Origin of the sequence: Actinomycetospora sp. TBRC 11914 (genome assembly GCF_012933465.1) — a bacterium.
Classification (GTDB): domain Bacteria; phylum Actinomycetota; class Actinomycetes; order Mycobacteriales; family Pseudonocardiaceae; genus Actinomycetospora.
The window spans coordinates 37,596-53,979 of sequence record NZ_JABBND010000004.1; the positions used below are offsets into that span (position 1 = coordinate 37,596).

Here is a 16,384-nt window from a genome sequence, read left to right on the forward strand (position 1 = left end):
GGCGGCGCGCGCGGCCTCAAGGCGACCGGTGGCGTCAGGAGACGCGCTCGACGAACTCCTTGACGGCCCGGTCGACCGCGTCGTCGTCGAGCGCGCGGTGCTCCAGGACGGTGAAGCGGTCGGGCCGGGTGGCGGGAGCGGCCCGGACGGCGGTCGCGAACTCCTCGGCGCTCAGCCCGACGTCCCCGGGCCGGCGCGGGAGCCGGTGGCGGGCCAGGCACTCGTCGAGCTCGGCGAACGCGCGCTCGCCGTCGTCGCGCAGCGAGGCGGCGAACAGGGCGCCCAGGCCGGCGAGCTCGCCGTGCTGCCCGCGGCCGGGGAACAGCCGGTCGATCGCGTGGAGGATCTCGTGGTCGCCGCCGCTGCAGGGCCGGCTCGAGCCCGCGGCGGTCATCGCGATCCCGGAGAGCACGAGTGCCTCGGCGAGGACCACGAGGAACGCCGGGTCGTCGACGTGGCCCCGGTGGTGGAGCACCGACTCGGCCGCGAGGCGCGCGAACGAGACGGCCAGCCCGTCCACCCGCTCGCCCCGCTCGCGCCCGGCCAGCTCCCAGTCGGCGATCGCCGAGAGGTTGCTGACCACGTCGCCGATGCCCGAGCGCACCATCTCGACGGGGGCGCGGCCGACGTAGTCGAGGTCGACGACGGCCGCGATCGGCATGGAGACCCCGAAGGACTCCTTCCCGACCTCGGTGTCCAGCGACGAGACCGGCGAGCACACGCCGTCGTGCGCCAGGTTGGTGGCGACCGAGACCATCGGCAGGCCCAGGCGGGTGGCGGCGTACTTCGCGACGTCGAGCGTGCGGCCCCCGCCGATGCCGACGAGCGCGTCGAAGCCCCGCCCGCTGGCCCGCACCGCGTCCTGGAGGCGGACCGCCTCGTCCACCGAGCCGCCGTCGACCCGGAACACCGACGCGGTGGCGAGGGTGCCGCCGAGCCGGGCGGCGATCTCCTCGCCGAGCCCCGGGCCGACGGCCACGGCGACCTGGCCCCCGCCGCTGATGCGCTGGTCGGCGAGCAGGCGCGCGAGGCCGTCGACGGCGCCGGCCCGGATGTCGACCTCGAGGGGGCCGAGCAGCATCCGGCTCAGCAGCGGCACGCGACGTCCCGCGCCCGGGCGAGGTCGGCGTGGTCGTCGACCTCCACCCACGTCGTCGGCCCGAGCGGGACGGGCCGGACGAGCCGGCCCCGGTCGGCGTACTCCTGGTAGCCGTCCTCGTAGTACAGCCCGTGGTCGCGTTCCCAGGTCGCCCGCAGCGCCTCGGTCAGCGGCTCCGCGGCCGCGGGCTCGATCAGCGAGACGCCGATGTACTCCCCGGCGGCCTCCGACGGCGCCATCGTCTTGGTGATCCGGGCGAGGTGGCCCCGCGCGTCGACGCGGACCTTCATCTCCTCGTCGGCGAGGGACTTGTCGGTGTCGAGCGCGAGGAGCACGCCCGGGCCGTCGGGGTCGCGGTGGGCGAGCAGCGTCTCCTCGACGCTCGGCGGGTGGACGGTGTCGCCGTTGACCAGCAGCACCCCCTCGCGGAGGTGGTCCCGCGCGGTCCACAGCGAGTAGGCGTTGTTGCGGTCCTCGGCGTGGGGGTTCACGACGAGCTCGAGGTCGACGCCGTGGCGCCTCTCGAGCTCGGGGCGCAGCACCTCGACGGCCTGGCGGGCGTAGCCGACCACGACGACGACCTGGCGCAGCCCGACCGCCGCGAGGTTGCGCAGGCAGACGTCGAGGATCGTCGTGGTCCCGTCGACGGGGACGAGCGTCTTCGGGACGGCGTCGGTGTAGGGCCGCAGGCGCCGGCCCGCGCCCGCCGCCAGGACCAGCCCGATCACGGCGCCTGCCCGGTCACTGCACCCGCCCAGTCACTGCACCCGCCCCGATCACTGGGGCTCGACGTCGTGCGGGCGCAGCCGGTCGATGTCGATCTCGCGGTCGTGCAGCGGGAGCACGACCTCGGTGACGAGGTCGGTGAGCTCGGCGAGCCGGACGTTGAGCCGGCGGGACTCGTCGAGGTCGGCGTCGAGGACCTCGACCCGCTGGGCCAGCCGGTCGCGCTCGGCCACGAGGCGCGCGACCTCGTCGTCGAGCCGCGACACCACGGTCCGCAGCGCGGTCAGCTCCTCGCGGAGCAGCGCGACCTCGGGCGTGACCGCCCGGCCGGCGAGCCGCCGGGCGCGCATCACCGGCCCGCGCGTCACGACGGACCGGACCCGGCCCGCCAGGCCCGCCCTCACCTGCGCGGCGTCCACGTCATCACCATCCTCGTCACGGCTTCCCGATCGGCCCGGACCGTGTCCAGCGGCCGCAGGCCGTACTGCTCCGCCTCGGCCAGGAGGTGCTCGACCGGCTCGGCGCCGTCGGCGATCTCCAGGTAGGCGCGCCCGTCGCGGCGCAGCGCCATCGCGAGCAGGCGGAACAGGTGGTGCCGCCCGCTGGGCCCGAGGCCCTCGACGACGCGGCGGACCACCACCGCCCACGGCAGGCGCCGCGCGCCGATCTCGGCGCCGAGGGCGATGGTCGTCCGCGGGTCGTAGAGGTTGAGCACCCGCGTGGCGAGCCCGGGCGTCGCGGGGATCGCCGCCACCGCCTCCCGGGACCAGTCGACCGCGAGGGTCTCGTGCCCCGCCGTCGCGAACCCGCGGGCGTCGACGCCGTTGCCGCAGCCGACGTCGAGCACCGGCGCCCCGGCGTCGAGGCGCTCGGCGACCCAGGCCGCGAACGACGACCCGGCGCCGGGGCCGTCGTGGCGCTCGGCGCGCAGCACGTCGTCCCAGTCGTCGCGGCCGCCGTTGAGACCCGGGAACCAGTTCTCCAGCCGGCGACGGGTCGCGGGGACGGTGTCGAAGCGGAACGCCGGGTCGGGCACGCGCCAACCCGGGCCGTAGTTGGCCTCGAGCTGGATCTCCGGCGACCGCGGGGCCGGCTCGTCGCGGTCCTCCACCCGCAGCGGCACCGCCGGGAGCAGGTCCTCGCGGTCGGCGGGGTGGCGGATGCAGAAGACCTGGTGCCACCAGCCGTCGGCGAACCAGCCCGCGAACACGTCGACGTAGTGGTCCGGGAGGCCCCGGTAGTCGAAGTGCATCTGCAGGTGGCCCGGGGAGTGGCGCACGACGTCGAAGCCCGCGCGGCGCAGCGCCCGGCCGAGCGCGAACCCCTCACGGGCGACCTCGACGGGGTGGACGTGGCGGCTGACCCAGGCGAAGTCGACGTCGTCGTCGTGGCCGATGAGGTGACCGTCGCGCACCGGGCCCAGCAGGGTCCCGCCCGTGACGAACACGTCGAGCCCGAGCTCGTCCTCGAGCACCGTCCGGACCTGGTCGGCGTGGTCGAGCAGGCGCACGACGATGGACTCGTCGTGGTCGTCCAGGACGCGCCCGGCCCGGTCCCACTTGTTGACCACGAGGTCGCGGCCGTGCTCGTCGGTGAACGCCACGCGGCCCGGGTCGTCGGTGAAGGCGATCTCGGCCCGGGCCCAGACCTCGCCGTCGGCGACCGCGCGGAGCGCGAGCTCGGCGGACCCGCGCAGCGCCGCGAGGATGGCGGTGGGCCAGGGCACCGTCCGGTCGCCGTCCGCGGTCGCCTCGGCGGACTCGAGCCGGAACGACCACACGCGGCGGCCGTCGAGCAGGACGTCGACGGCGCCCTCGGTCCGTCCGGGCGGGGCGGCGAAGTGGATCGCCTCGCGGTCGGCCTCGACGGGGCGCGCCACCGCGACCGGCTCCGCGGCGTCCGTCGTACCCATGCCGGGCACGGTACGGCCCACCACGAATCGGCCCGGCGTTTACCCCCGTCCCGGCGGCTCGCCGGGCACGCGGTGCTCGTCGGCGCGGCGGGTTCTCCTACCCTGCGGGGAGGAGGACGACGCGCTCCCACCGGCGGTGAGCGCACCGGTCGGGGGAGAGGTGCGGAGCGTGACGGACGTGCAGACGGTGTCGACGACGAGCCCCGGCTCCGCCGCGCCCCCCGGGCGCCTCGTGGTGCAGCGCGGGCTGTTCACCGGACCGTCGGCCGAGATCCCCGACGAGATGTACGTCGAGGTCCTCGCCGGGCACGCCGAGCGGCGGCGGCGCCACGTGCGGGTGGGCACGTTCGGGCGGCTGTCGACGAACACCTACTTCGGGCGCTTCCCCGCGTCCTACTGGCAGCGCTGGACGACGGCGCGCTCGGTGCGCTTCGAGGGCCGCATCAGCGGCGCCGGGCGGGTGATGCTGCGCGCCTCGGACACGAACGGCGTGCCGCGCACCGTGGCGGTGCACGACGCGCGGACCGAGGACGTCCGCCTCGAGGCGCGCCTGGACCGCTTCCTCGACGGCGGCGGCCTGTGGGTCGAGATCGTCACCGACGACGCCGAGCTCCTGCTGCACGACGCGCGCTGGACCGTCGAGGCGCCGGCCGTGCGGCGGCACACCAGCATCGTCGTCTGCACCCACAACCGCGCGGACGACTGCGCCGCCACCCTCGCCGCGCTCGCCGACGACCGGGAGGTGCTCGGCGTCGTCGACGAGGTGATCGTCGTCGACCAGGGGACCGACCCCGTCGAGTCGCGCGCGGCGTTCGACGACGTACGCGAGGCGATGGGCCCGACGCTGCGCTACCTGCGCCAACCCAACCTCGGCGGGTCGGGCGGGTTCACCCGCGGGCTCCACGAGGTGGTGCGGGCCGCCGGCGACGTGCCCACGGACGCGCTGTTCATGGACGACGACGTGCGCTGCGAGCCCGAGGTCGTCGTGCGGCTGGCGGCGTTCGCGCAGTACACCTCGCACCCGACGATCGTCGGCGCCCAGATGCTCAACCTGCTCCACCCGACGCAGGTCCTCGCGGGCGCGGAGTACGCGGTCCTCGAGGACCTGACGAACGGCCACGTCGCGCCCGGCGCGGTCGGCGAGTCGGACGTGACCGCCTACTTCCCCGACGGCACGAAGAACGTCCAGGACCGGCGGGTCGACGCGGGCTACACGGGCTGGTGGTCCTGCCTGATCCCGGTCGAGGTCACGCGGTCGATGGGCTACCCGCTGCCGCTGTTCTTCCAGTGGGACGACGTCGAGTACAGCTACCGCGGCCGCGCGCACGGGTTCCCGACGGTGACCCTGCCGGGCGCGGGGCTGTGGCACGCCGACTTCCCGTGGAAGGACTGGGACGACTGGCACCGCTACTTCAACCTGCGCAACGCCATGATCACCTCGGCGCTGCACAGCGGGTTCCCGGTGCGCCACCTCGCCGGGACCCTCGGCGACCTGCTGGCGCGCTACCTGGTGTCGATGAACTACGGGCTCGCGGCCACCCTGATCCGGGCCGTGGAGGACTTCCTCGCCGGGCCGTCGGTGCTCGACGACGGCGGCGTCGCGGCCACCGCCCGCATCCGCGGCGAGCGCTCGGCGTACCCGGAGACCGTCATGCACCCCGTCGACTCGGCGCCGGGGTTCGGGGCGAGCGAGATGCCGATCGTGCGGGCGGGCGGTGAGCCCTCGCGCACCAACCTCGTGATGGCGAAGCGGCTGGTCCAGCAGGCCCTCGGCCGGGTGCCCCACCCGGTCGGGGCGGTCGGGGCGGGCGAGGCGCACTGGTGGCACGTGTCGCTCTTCGACCGGGTCGCCGTCACCGACGCCGGCCAGGGCGGGGTGCGGCTGCGCCACCGGGACCCGGAGGCGTTCAAGCGCCTCGGGGTCGACGGCGCCCGGGTGCTCTGGCGCTTCGTGCGCGAGGGCGAGGCCGCGGCCGCGCGGTGGCGCGAGGCGGTGCCGCGGCTGGTGGGCGAGGACAACTGGCGCCGGCTCTTCGGGATCGGCTGACGGCCGCGTCCGGGCGTCGGGCCGTGAGCGCGTTCCCGGTCAGCCGTGCTGTACCCGTCGGTGGCGGTGAGTCAGCTGGTCACCGAGCCGGTGCGCTCGTGATCCTGCCGGGGTGGGAGCAACGGCGATCATGACCCGTCCCGCGCTGCCGGTCCTCACGCGGACCTCGGTCGACCCCGACACGGCCCTGAGACGGGGGCGGGGGCTGCTCGCGGCCGCCGCCGGCGCGGTCGTGGGTGGTGCCGCGTGGTTCGTCATGCACCACGCGCTGGTGGACGACGCCTTCATCACCCTCTCCTACGCGCGGACCCTGGCCTTCCACGGGCAGTGGGGCATGGTCGCCGGGATCCCGGCGAACACCGCCACGTCCCCGCTGCAGGTGCTGCTGCTGGCGGGCCTCACGGCGGTCGTGCGCGACGCGGTGGTGGCCGCCGGACTGCTCACCGCTCTCGCCCTGGCCGCGGTCGGCTGGAGTCTGCACCGGCTCGGCCGCTCGGTCGGGGCGCCGGCCGCGCCCTATCTCGCCGTCGCCGTCCTCGGCACCTCACCGCTGCTCGTCTCCACGATCGGGCTCGAGACCTACGTGGCCCTCGCGCTCCTCGCGCTCGCCGCGACCGCCCTGACCGAGCGGCGGATGGTGGCCTGTGGGTGTCTCGCCGGGCTGCTGGTGCTCTGCCGACCGGACCTCGGGGTCGTGGCCCTGCTCCTGCTCGTGTCGTGCGGGCGTGGACTGCCTCGTGCCGCGGTCGCGGCCGTCGTCACGTACCTGCCCTGGGCCGCGTTCGCCTGGTGGCACCTCGGATCGCTGATCCCGGACACGTGGGTGTTCAAGTACGGCGGCGCCGGGTTCGCGCAGGGGCTGCTCGTGCACTACTCCCACGAGCCCGCCGCGATCGCGCTCTCGCTCCTCCCGGCGCTCGTCGGCGTCCTCGCCCTGCCGTTCTGGTGGCGGCACCCGGCCGCCCGGCTCTGGGCGGGAGGCGCAACGCTGCACGTGGTGGCGCTCTCGGTCCTGGGCACCTGGATCTACCACTGGTACTACGGACCGGCGGTCGGCGCGCTGGCGATGCTGGGGTGTCTGGCCACCGCACGGGCACTCGCTGGGGGCGGGCTCCGGTGGTGGCTCCTGGTGCCGTCGAGCATCGCCGTCGTCGCGGTGTCGGCGGGCTTCCTCGTCGAGCACGGCGTGGTCCGTGACCGCGCCCCGGTCTCGATCAACTGGGCGAGCGAGGCCCAGTACCGCGCACTCGCGGCGACCCTCCCCGAGGGGGCAGTGGTGCAGAGCCCGGGGGAGGTGGGGACGCTCGCGTACTTCTGCCGCTGCGCGGTGGTCGACGGCCTGTCCGACCGCGGCTACCTCCCCGCCGCGCTCGACCGCGTCCTGGCGACCGTGCCGGGCCCCGCCCGCACCCTCCTGACCTGGAACTACCGGCACCTCGAGCGCCGCGCCCCGGTCCGGGCGACGTGGCGGGTGACGTCCGGTCTCGACACCCCCGGGCCGAACGGACCCGGTTTCCGTCTCGACGGGTCGTGGCCCGACCCCGCCGACCCGCGCAACCCGACCGACTCCCGCCGGGTGTTCGTCGAGCCCGTCCCCTAGGAGGTCATCGGCGCACGACGACCGTCCACGGCCCGACGTCCCGGCGCGCGAAGGCCGGCGAGTCGAACAACCGGGACGGGAACGCCACGGTCTCGGTCGCGACGTTCGGGTACCGGGGGAACACGTCGTGGACGATCGTCGTCGTCAACGTCCCGTCGGGTCCCCGCCCGAACAGGAACGCCCGCGGCGCCGGCCACGGCGAGGCGTCGAGGCGCCGGAGCAGGTCGGCGGGGTCGGTCGCACCGGCCCACTGCCGCAACGCGGCGTTGCGCTGCTCGTACTGCGCGAGCGGGTTCGCGTAGTGCGGCGTCGACTGCTGGAAGCCGTGGAACGGCTGTTCCACGTAGAACTGCGTCGGCCCGCCCTGCACCACCGTCGCGTCCGCGGGGCGACCCGAGAGCTGGTCGACCGCGGCCACGAGCTGCGGCGCCCACGAGTCGACGCGGGCGGGGTCGAACGCACCGACGGCCGGGGCGCCCGTGCTCGGGTACGGGTCGGAGTACGCCTCCTGGACGGCGACGTCGTTCGCCGAGAGCGCTCCCTGCGCGCAGGCGGCGAGCACGACGACGCCCAGCACCCCGCCGAGGGCGCGCCAGCGCACCGCCCGCCACCGCGCCCCGGCGACGAGCACGGCCTCCGCGGCCGTCAGGACTCCCGCGACCACCAGCACGAGCTCCACGAGCGGCGTGAGCCGGAACGCGAGCGTCGTCTGTCCCACCAGCAGCGCGGGCAGCGTGAGGGCGAACCAGGCGTAGACGAGGAGCACGAGCACGGCGAGCGGCCGCGACAGGCGCGCGTGGCTGTGCCAGGCGAGCACGATCCCGAGCGTCCCGACGAGGCACATCGCGCCGATCGACGACGGCTGGAGCATGGGGAAGGTCCACACGCTGCCGTCGTAGGGCAGGTAGCGCTGCGCGTCGCTGCGTGGCAGTCCCCGCCCGAGGGCCGCGAGGGCGAAGGGCGCCCACACGACGAGCGCGAGCAGCAGGCCGATCACGACGACGACGGCGGCGCGCCCGATCCGCGGGAGCACGTGGCGCGCCGGGCGCCCGAGCGTCGGGACCAGGGCCGTCAGGACGACGAAGACCCCGAAGAACCCGGCGTGCAGCGAGTACGTCACCGCGGCGACGCCGAGGTAGACACCGGTCGCGACGAGGGCAAGGCCGCGACGCCGGTGCGCGTCCGCCCGGATCGCTCCCCAGGCGATCACCGCCACCGCCGGCATGGGCGCGATGAGCAGCCAGGCGTACGGCTCGGCCGACGAGACCCCGAGGCCGACGATGGCGGTGGCCGTCGCGACGAGCACCGCCCGGGCCGGAGACACGACGAGTCGCCACGCGGCGAAGGCCGCCCACGCGGCGACGGCGAGGGTGAGGATCGCCCAGATCTTGTAGAACTCCCACGCTGGGACACCCACCACGGCCGCCGCGCGCCCGCCCAGCCAGAACCAGCCGGCCGGATAGTACGACGGCAGGTCGAGGTAGTTCATGTCCGTCAGCGCCGACGTCGCCGCGTAGCGGGCCAGCGCCTGCGTGCGGAAGCTCTGGTCGATCGAGATGCCGCCGAGGTAGTAGTGCGTGCCCTGCAGCAGCAGGCCCGGCCACAGCGTGACCAGCAGCGCCAACAGGCCGGGGACGGCGAGGGTGGCCGCGGCGGCTCCCGCCCGGCGGCCGGACGCCGCGATGCCGACCAGGGCGGCCACGACGACCGCGCTGAGCGTCGCCGCGATCGCCGTCGCGGCGAAGGTCGGGAACGGGATCCGCAGCCGGCTGATCGCGACCTGCGCGGCGAGGGAGCACCCCAGGGCGACCAGGAGCCCGCCCACGGTGGTCCACCATCCCGGAGCCCGGCGGAGGGCCTGGACGGCGGGCGCCGCCGGGATGGTGGTCCTGCGCAGTCCGGTCGTGGACATCGGGCGACCAGGTACTCCTTCGGCGCTCGCGGGTGACCGAGGGTAGCGCGGGGCGCCCGGTGCACCCTCAGAGGCGCGCGACGACCGCGGGGTCGAGGCGGTAGACCGTGACCGTGCCGGCGCGGAACGCGGCCGTGAGCCCGGGGAGTCCGTCGAGGTCCTCGAAGCCGCGCGGCACGGTGAGCCGGTCCGCCTGCGGCCAGCCGAACGGTGCCCCGCCCACGCCGATCGCCGGGGCCCGGGAGTCGACGTAGAGCCAGTCGACGTCGAGGTCGCGCAGGTCGCGGCGGACGACGGGGTCCCTCGGGTAGTCCCGGAACCCGCCCAGCAGCTGGTAGGTGTACGGCGCGCTCGCGCTCCCGAGGGTCGCGAGGTTCACGATCGGCAGGCCGTACTCGGTGTAGAGGATCGTGGAGCCGTCGTTGGCCGAGTTGAGGATGCGCTGGCCGGGCCGGACCTGGCCCGCGAGCCAGGCCGCCGCGGCCTCGTCGTCGGCGTCCACGCGGGTGAAGTCCGGTGTCGTGAACCGGGACGCGACGGCGTTCTCGTCGATCCGTGCGTACCCGTAGCCCGGCCCGACCGCGTAGAGGGCCACCAGGAGCAGCAACAGGCCGGACGTCACCCAGGGCACGAGGGCGGGCGTGCGACCGGGCACCCGCCGGGCGATCCACCGCGCGGCGAGCGCGAGCCCGAGCGCCCCCGCCGGCACCCCGAGCAGCGTCAGGTGCGACCACACCCGCGGCTCGGAGTTGTAGAAGAACCCCGTGACGATCCCGGCGGGCCCCTTGCCGGGGCCGACGAAGTAGGAGACGACGACCAGGAGCCAGACCGCCGCGGCGACGAGCAGCGCACCGCAGCGCCGGGCCACCACGAGCACGAGGACGCCCCCCAGGACCAGCGCGGCGGCCGCGACCTGGGACCGGGCGCTGTCGGGGTCGAGGTACCCCCCATAGGCGAACGTGAGCGCCTTGCCGACGGCGAGGGCGACGGGGCGGTTGGGCGTGGCGGTGACGAAGGCGGTGGTCGCGGCGACCGCGGAGGAGCCCGCGAGGAGCGTCGGCAGGGCGACGACCACGCCGAGGACCGCGGCCGGCCAGAACGCCCGGACGAACCGGGCCAGATCCCGCCGCCCGTGGCGCAGCACGTCGACCGCCAGGTAGACGACCGCGGTGACGCCGATCGTCACCAGCGCGCTCGGGTGGACGGCCGCGGCACCCGCCGCGGCGACGCCGGCCCCCAGCAGGACCGCCCGCGGTACCCGCCGCCACGAGACCAGGGCGGCCAGCACGAGCGCGGCCAGCGTGAACGCCACGGCGTTGGGGAGGATGCCGCCGTCGTGGGCGAGCTGGACGCCCGGCCGGTACATCGTCGCCGCGAGCACGGCGGCGACCCCGCCCGCACCGGCCGCGCTGTCGCGGGCGTAGCCGGCGGCCCGGCCGAGGGCTGCGGTCAGGACGGCGAGGGCGAGGGGGAAGCCCACGCCGACGAGCACCAGCGCGAGGGCGTTGACGGCGACGACGACGCTGCCGGTCAGCTGGGTGACCACCGCGGCGAGGAGGTGCAGCCCCGCCGGGTAGAACAGCACTCCCCCGCCGGTCAGCACGTCGGTCGGGGCCAGCTCCCAGGGCGCTCCCACGCCGGTCCGCGCGATGTACGAGGACAGCGCGAGGTGGAAGATCATGTCGTGCTCCTGCGGGTAGGTCCGCAGGGACCAGCCGAATCCGCCGAGCCAGGTCAGGACGCTCACCACGACGGCGACGGCGACGGTCGCGACCCCGAGGACGGCAGCCCCGGCCCGCCGCGTGCGACGCGGCCGGACCTCGCGGACGCGCCCGCGGGTGCGCAGGACCAGGCGCAGCACCCCGACCGCGGCCAGGAGGAACGAGGCGACACCCAGCGCCACCACACCGAACCGTGCACCGACGACGCCGGTGACCACCCCGGTGACGGAGGCGACCGCGACCGACGAGGGCGCCGCGAGGACCGCCACCCAGAGGGGGCGCCCGACCCCCAGCGCGACCAGTGCGGCGCTGCCCGGGACCAGGACGACCAGCAGCGCGACGACCACAGCGAGCGTCTCGGGGACCACGGCGCCTCCCTCCCCCCGGCTTGCGAGGCTAGCGAGGACCGGGGACCACGCCGCGGAGGACACCTCCGCCGACCGGAGGATGTCGTCGAGGGAGCCGACCGCGACCGGCGCTATCGTCGCCGTCACGTCCGGCGAGGACCGGACCGGCCGGGGAGGGGGCAACGACGTGACCGTCCCCGTGCGTCGCCGCTCCCTCGGCGCCCAGGCCGCCGTCCCCGTCTCCCTCGTGCTCGTGGCGGGCACGGCCTACCTGCTCCTCATGGCCTCCGGGCACGTGCTCGACGGTGCCGCCTTCGCCGCGCTCACGTCCTTCTACCTGCTCGCCAACACGGTCGGCCGCGGCACGTTCGCGGTCCTCGAGCTGGAGCTCACCCGCACCGTGCCCCGCAGCCGGGCGCGCGGCGAGAGCATCGCGGGCCCCGTCCGCTCGGTCGCGCGCGGTGGACTCGTCCTGCTCGCCGTCGTCTGCGCCGCGCTGGTCGTCTCCGGCCCGTGGGTGGCCCACGTGGTCGGCGGCTGGCTCGAGCTGGTCCTGCTGCTGGTCGCCGCGCTCACGCTCGCCGTGTCCTCGCTCGTGCGAGGGCCGCTCGCCGGGGACCAGCGGTACGGGCTGTTCGCCACGACCCTCGCGGTGGAGTCGGCGGTCTACCTGCTCGGTGCCGCGGGACTGCTCGTGGCCCGCGTGAACGCTCTGCCCGCCTGGACCGCGGTGCTCGCGGCCGCGCCGCTGGCCGGTGCGCTGACGGCCGTCGTGACCCGGCGCGCCCGGACCTCGGTGCGTCGGCTGTTGCGCCCGGACCCGGGGACGGGGTCGGTGGCGCGGGTCGGTCTCGCGACGCTCGCGGCCGGCTCGTCGCTCTATCTGTTCTCGCAGGCCGTGTGGAACCTGGGGCCCGTGGTCGCCACCGGACGCACCGCCGACGGTGTCCTGGCGGCGGCGTTCGCGGCCTCCGCGGTGCTGCTGCGCGCGCCGGTCATGGCGTTCCCCGCGGTGCAGGCCCTCGTCCTCCCCCGGCTCGCGGCCGCGGAGCCGGGCACGCGCCGCGGCCGGGCGACGACGCGGCTGGTGGCGGTGTGCGCGGCGGCGGTCGTGGTGTGGGTCGTCGGGAGCGTCCTCGTCGCCCCGCCGGTGATCCGGGTCTTCTTCGCGGTGAGCGAGACACCGGCCCGCGGCATCCTGGCGGCGCTGGCGCTGTCGGTCGCGGTCGGCCTCGTCGCCCAGGCCACACAGACCCGCCTGCTCGCCGCGGGACGCACGGTGCTCGTGGCGGCGTCGTGGGCGGTCGGCACCGTCGTGCTCGTCGTCCCGGCCCTCGTCCTGCCCGACGCGGTCCTGGGGGCCGCGCTCGGGCAGCTCCTCGCCGCCGTCGTCGTACTGGGGATCCAGGTCGTGGCGCTACGCCACGGGGACGCCCCGTGACCGCACGACCGACGCTCGGGGTGGTCGTGCTCGCCTACGGCGACGAGCCCTGGCTCGCCGAGTGCGTGGACTCCGTCCTCGCCTCGCACGGCGTGGAGGTGGACCTGGTCGTCGTGGACAACGGCTGCCGGGCCGCCGACCTCGAGCCGGTGGCGAAGCGGGACGACCTGGAGGTCCTGCGGCCGGGGACGAACACCGGATTCGCCGGGGGCTGCAACCTCGGCGCCCGTCACGTCCGCGGCGAGTACCTGGCGCTGGTGAACTCGGACTGCCTCGTCGAGCCGGAGACCCTGGCCGCGCTCGCGGCCGTCGCGCGCGACCCCGCGGTCGGTCCGGTGATGGCGAGCATCCGGTTCGCCGACCGGCCGGGGATCCTGAACAGCGGCGGCAACCCGGTCCACGTCCTCGGCACCTGCTGGGCCGGGGGCATCGAGGAGCCCGAGACGCGGCGCGCGCCCTACGACGTCGCGTCCGCCAGCGGCGCCTGCCTCCTGCTCCGCCGCGAGGTGTGGGACCGGGTGGAGGGCTTCGACGAGGAGTACTTCGCCTACCTCGAGGACACCGAGCTCAGCCTGCGCTGCCGGCGGCTCGGCCTGGCCGCCCGGTGCGTGCCGACCGCCGTCGCCCTGCACCACTACGAGTTCTCCCGCAACCCCCGCAAGATGTACCTCCTCGAGCGGAACCGGCTCCTGATGGTCGCGACGCTGTGGAGCCCGCGGGCGCTGGTGCTGCTCGCCCCCTTCTTCCTGGCCCTCGAGGCCGCGCTGCTGGTGCTGGCGACCGTCCAGGGCTGGGGCCGGGAGAAGGTCCGGGGCTGGCGCTGGGTCCTGGGCCACCGGGACCACCTCCGGCGTCGCCGCCGCCTGCTCGCCGCCGAGCGGACGGTGCCCGAGCGGGAGTGGCTGACGGTCCTGACGCCGGAGCTCGCGCCCCACGTCGTGGGGTCAGCCGCAGCGGCGCGGGCCGTCAACGTCGTCCTCGGTGGGTACTGGCGCCTCGTCCGCCGCCTGGTCTGACGTCGGGTCGAGCCGGCTGCGCCACTCCACCTCCTCGAGCCGCAGCCGCAGGGCGCCGATCTCCTCGGCGAGCCGGCGCGTCTGCTCCTCGAGCACCCCGACCTCGATCGAGAGCTGCAGCGAGACGCCGAAGAGGATCAGGAGAGAGACGAGGAAGAGCAGGTTGCTCGGCACCGCGATGCCGAGCAGCGCCGAGGCGTGCGCGAGGGCCTCGGGGAAGACCGACAGGAGCACCGTCACGCCGGCGACGAGCACCCAGAGGAACGCGTACTTCTGACGGAGGCGCCGCCGTCGCAGCAGCTCGAAGACGAGGACGAAGGCGAGGATCGCCACGACGACCGTGACGATCGTGAGCCGGGCCATCTCAGGTCGCCGTGGCCTCGACCGTCGATCCGGGCCGGGCGATCGGGGCGCGGCGCGCGACCGCCAGCACGATCGCCGTCACGACCCGCACCAGGTACGCGGAGGACCGGAAGGCGTTCTGGCTCGGTGCCCCCGTGGTCCGCTCGCGCATCGCCACCGGCACCTGGGCGATCCGCAGCCGGGCGCGGCTGGCGAGGACGAGCGCCTCCACCGTGTCGCCGAGGTACTCCTCCGGGAAGTCGAAGGCGAAGAGCGACAGCGCCCGGCCGTTGACCATGCGGAAGCCCGACGTCGGGTCGGTCAGCGGGGTGCCCACCAGGCGCGAGAGCGTCGCGGCGAGCAGCCGCATCGCCCACCGGCGGGGACCCCGCACCACGTAGTCGCCGACGCCCGCGAACCGCGCGCCGACGACGATGTCGGCGTCGGCGAGGGCCGTGCGCAGGCGGGCGATGTCCGACGGGTCGTGCTGGCCGTCCGCGTCGACCTGGACGACGCAGTCGTAGCCCTCCTCGAAGGCGAACCGGTAGGCGGCCCGCATCGCCCCGCCCACCCCGAGGTTGAAGGGCAGCGACATCACGCGGGCACCGGCGGAGCGGGCGACGTCGGCGGTGCGGTCGACCGACCCGTCGTCGACGACGAGCAGGTCGGCCCCGGGCTGGTGGTGGCGCACCTCGGCGACGACCCGCCCGATCGACTCGGCCTCGTTGAGGGCCGGGAGGACGACGAGCACCGGCGCGTGCGGCTGCCGGGTCGGAGGAGCGGCGGGAGCGGTCGCCGTCATACGTCCTCCAGGGTCGCGACGGTGACGAACTCGTTGTAGGTGAACACCCGCCCCAGGGGGCGCGGGAAGGGGAACGAGCGCTGGGCGTCGAGCCGCGCGCCCAGGGCGGTGACGACCCCGGCGAGCGCCGCGTCGTCGAGGAACTCGGTGTGGGTGGCGTCCGACCGGAAGCCGCGTCGTTGGGGGCAGATCAGCACGAGGCGCGCGCCCGGTCGCAGGAAGCGCAGGTACGGGCGCAGCACCTCGGCGCCGGTGCCCGGCGTCAGGTGCTCGAGCAGGTGCGCGGCGAGCAGGCCGTCGAAGGCGCCGTGCAGCTCGTCGGCACGGCCCTCCAGCTCGTCCACCGTGAGGGCCTGCAGGCCCCGCGCGCGGCAGGCCTCGACGGAGGTGGGGTTGTGGTCGACCCCGAGACTGTCCGCCGAGAGCGAGACGAGGTTGCGCCCGATCCCGCACCCGACGTCGAGCACGCGGCGGTCACCGAGCAGTCGGCGCAGGTTCCACCGGTAGGGCGCCTGCACGTCGAGCGCGCGCTTCCAGCCCGCGCGTTCGAGCCGCACCAGCCGGGCCGTGTAGGTGCGACTCTCGGTACCGCCTGTGCCCAAGGCCACCCTGTGAGGGTAGTGAGAGCCGTTGCGCGCGCCGACGCGGCACCCCGACGGGGTCACCCGAACGGACGTCCGCCCAGGTCAGGCGCCGGTCGTGACGTAGAGCCTGCTGTCCCACCGGGGTCCGGCGCTGGTGTCCGGGTCGGCGGCGACCACGCGCGCGCCGAGGGACTCCACGAGCCGGCGCACCTCGGGCTCGGGCGTGCCGTGCATCTCCATGCCCCGCCGCAGGACGCGGGCCACCGGGACGGGCAGCCCCCCGAGCACCCGGCCCGCCACCGTCGAGGACGGGCGGGTCGGCATCTGGAAGACCACGACGCCGCCCGGCCGCGCCACCCGCCGGAACTCGCGGACGTACCCGTGCGCGAGCGCCGGCGGCATGTGCTGCAGCACCCGGCACGAGTACACGAGGTCGACCGAGCCGGTCTCGATTGCGGCGAGGTCGGAGCCGGTGACCTGGACGAACCGGCAGGCCGCGTCGGGGACGATCTCGCGGGCCTTGGCGAGCATCGTCGGGGAGATGTCGCAGCCGAGGACCTCGCCGAAGCCCGCCACGGCCAGCCCGTGCGAGAGCCGGCCGGCGCCGCAGCCGAAGTCGAGGGCCCGCCCGCGCCCGACGTCGAGACCGAGCTCCGCCAGGCGCGCCAGGACGGCCTCGATCTCGGTCACCCCGGTGGCCAGGAACTCCTCGGGGCCCCAGCGGCGGCGGCTCTTCCCGCGGTCGGTGAGCACCGCCCACATCGGGTCTTCCCCGCCCAGCTTCGTCCAGGTGCGGGAGACGTCGTCGATGTCGCGTTCGGTCGTCACGGGGCGA

General features: G+C 75.5%; 14 protein-coding genes. 4 read left to right on the forward strand and 10 right to left on the reverse strand.

Translation table 11 applies throughout. From position 1 onward, the window contains the following. Positions 1 to 34 precede the first annotated feature (34 nt). The 4 genes from HH311_RS09750 to HH311_RS09765 are packed head-to-tail and all read right to left on the reverse strand — an operon-like array spanning position 35 to position 3,737. Positions 35 to 1,099, reverse strand: a complete 1,065-nt coding sequence (locus HH311_RS09750; RefSeq protein ID WP_211190055.1) for an iron-containing alcohol dehydrogenase family protein — start codon at positions 1,097 to 1,099, stop codon at positions 35 to 37. Beyond that, positions 1,087 to 1,827, reverse strand: coding sequence for an NTP transferase domain-containing protein (locus HH311_RS09755; RefSeq protein ID WP_169183460.1), 741 nt, complete (start codon positions 1,825 to 1,827; stop codon positions 1,087 to 1,089). Before HH311_RS09755 ends, HH311_RS09750 begins: the two co-directional genes overlap by 13 nt. 48 nt (positions 1,828 to 1,875) lie before the next feature. Continuing rightward, complete coding sequence (locus HH311_RS09760) at positions 1,876 to 2,244, reverse strand: DUF6752 domain-containing protein (RefSeq protein WP_169183461.1); 369 nt, start codon at positions 2,242 to 2,244, stop codon at positions 1,876 to 1,878. After that, on the reverse strand, positions 2,226 to 3,737 hold the full coding sequence (locus tag HH311_RS09765; protein ID WP_169183462.1) for a class I SAM-dependent methyltransferase: 1,512 nt from the start codon (positions 3,735 to 3,737) through the stop codon (positions 2,226 to 2,228). The genes HH311_RS09760 and HH311_RS09765 overlap by 19 nt, the downstream gene beginning before the upstream one ends. A 169-nt stretch (positions 3,738 to 3,906) precedes the next feature. Here HH311_RS09765 and HH311_RS09770 point away from each other — a divergent pair, with 169 nt between their 5' ends. Next, positions 3,907 to 5,784 (forward strand): glycosyltransferase, encoded by a 1,878-nt coding sequence (locus HH311_RS09770; protein ID WP_312030048.1) that lies wholly within the window; start codon positions 3,907 to 3,909, stop codon positions 5,782 to 5,784. A 130-nt stretch (positions 5,785 to 5,914) separates the two neighbouring features. After that, positions 5,915 to 7,384 (forward strand): hypothetical protein, encoded by a 1,470-nt coding sequence (locus HH311_RS09775; RefSeq protein ID WP_169183464.1) that lies wholly within the window; start codon positions 5,915 to 5,917, stop codon positions 7,382 to 7,384. Positions 7,385 to 7,388: 4 nt separating this feature from the next. Here the strand turns inward: HH311_RS09775 and HH311_RS09780 are convergent, their stop codons facing one another. Both HH311_RS09780 and HH311_RS09785 read right to left on the reverse strand, forming a co-directional pair. Continuing rightward, on the reverse strand, positions 7,389 to 9,296 hold the full coding sequence (locus HH311_RS09780) for an arabinofuranosyltransferase (RefSeq protein ID WP_169183465.1): 1,908 nt from the start codon (positions 9,294 to 9,296) through the stop codon (positions 7,389 to 7,391). A 67-nt stretch (positions 9,297 to 9,363) separates the two neighbouring features. After that, complete coding sequence (locus HH311_RS09785) at positions 9,364 to 11,385, reverse strand: DUF6541 family protein (protein WP_169183466.1); 2,022 nt, start codon at positions 11,383 to 11,385, stop codon at positions 9,364 to 9,366. A 166-nt stretch (positions 11,386 to 11,551) separates the two neighbouring features. Here HH311_RS09785 and HH311_RS33200 point away from each other — a divergent pair, with 166 nt between their 5' ends. Then, on the forward strand, positions 11,552 to 12,805 hold the full coding sequence (locus HH311_RS33200) for a hypothetical protein (protein ID WP_169183467.1): 1,254 nt from the start codon (positions 11,552 to 11,554) through the stop codon (positions 12,803 to 12,805). Continuing rightward, on the forward strand, positions 12,802 to 13,821 hold the full coding sequence (locus HH311_RS33205) for a glycosyltransferase family 2 protein (RefSeq protein WP_169183468.1): 1,020 nt from the start codon (positions 12,802 to 12,804) through the stop codon (positions 13,819 to 13,821). Before HH311_RS33200 ends, HH311_RS33205 begins: the two co-directional genes overlap by 4 nt. On the opposite strand, the gene HH311_RS09800 is transcribed toward HH311_RS33205, so the two are convergent. The 4 genes from HH311_RS09800 to HH311_RS09815 form a co-directional block, all read right to left on the reverse strand. Then, a complete protein-coding gene (locus HH311_RS09800; protein ID WP_169183469.1) occupies positions 13,750 to 14,184 on the reverse strand; it encodes a DUF2304 domain-containing protein in 435 nt (144 codons plus the stop codon). The two genes, HH311_RS33205 and HH311_RS09800, sit on opposite strands and share 72 nt — an antisense overlap. 1 nt (position 14,185) lies before the next feature. After that, entirely contained in the window at positions 14,186 to 14,965 is a 780-nt protein-coding gene (locus tag HH311_RS09805) for a glycosyltransferase family 2 protein (RefSeq protein WP_169183470.1), read from the reverse strand. Next, positions 14,962 to 15,573, reverse strand: coding sequence for a methyltransferase domain-containing protein (locus tag HH311_RS09810; RefSeq protein ID WP_169183471.1), 612 nt, complete (start codon positions 15,571 to 15,573; stop codon positions 14,962 to 14,964). The genes HH311_RS09805 and HH311_RS09810 overlap by 4 nt, the downstream gene beginning before the upstream one ends. A gap of 78 nt (positions 15,574 to 15,651) precedes the next feature. After that, positions 15,652 to 16,377 carry a bifunctional 2-polyprenyl-6-hydroxyphenol methylase/3-demethylubiquinol 3-O-methyltransferase UbiG gene (locus HH311_RS09815; RefSeq protein ID WP_169183472.1) on the reverse strand — a complete coding sequence of 242 codons (726 nt, stop codon included), beginning with the start codon at positions 16,375 to 16,377 and terminating at the stop codon, positions 15,652 to 15,654. Positions 16,378 to 16,384: the final 7 nt, after the last annotated feature.

Excerpts from the sequence above, each read along its gene's own strand:
- HH311_RS09765 (WP_169183462.1), bottom strand. The coding sequence starts at position 3,737 with ATGGGTACGACGGACGCCGCGGAGCCGGTCGCGGTGGCGCGCCCCGTC.
- HH311_RS09775 (WP_169183464.1), top strand. The coding sequence starts at position 5,915 with ATGACCCGTCCCGCGCTGCCGGTCCTCACGCGGACCTCGGTCGACCCC.
- HH311_RS09780 (WP_169183465.1), bottom strand. The coding sequence starts at position 9,296 with ATGTCCACGACCGGACTGCGCAGGACCACCATCCCGGCGGCGCCCGCC.
- HH311_RS09800 (WP_169183469.1), bottom strand. The coding sequence starts at position 14,184 with ATGGCCCGGCTCACGATCGTCACGGTCGTCGTGGCGATCCTCGCCTTC.
- HH311_RS09805 (WP_169183470.1), bottom strand. The coding sequence starts at position 14,965 with ATGACGGCGACCGCTCCCGCCGCTCCTCCGACCCGGCAGCCGCACGCG.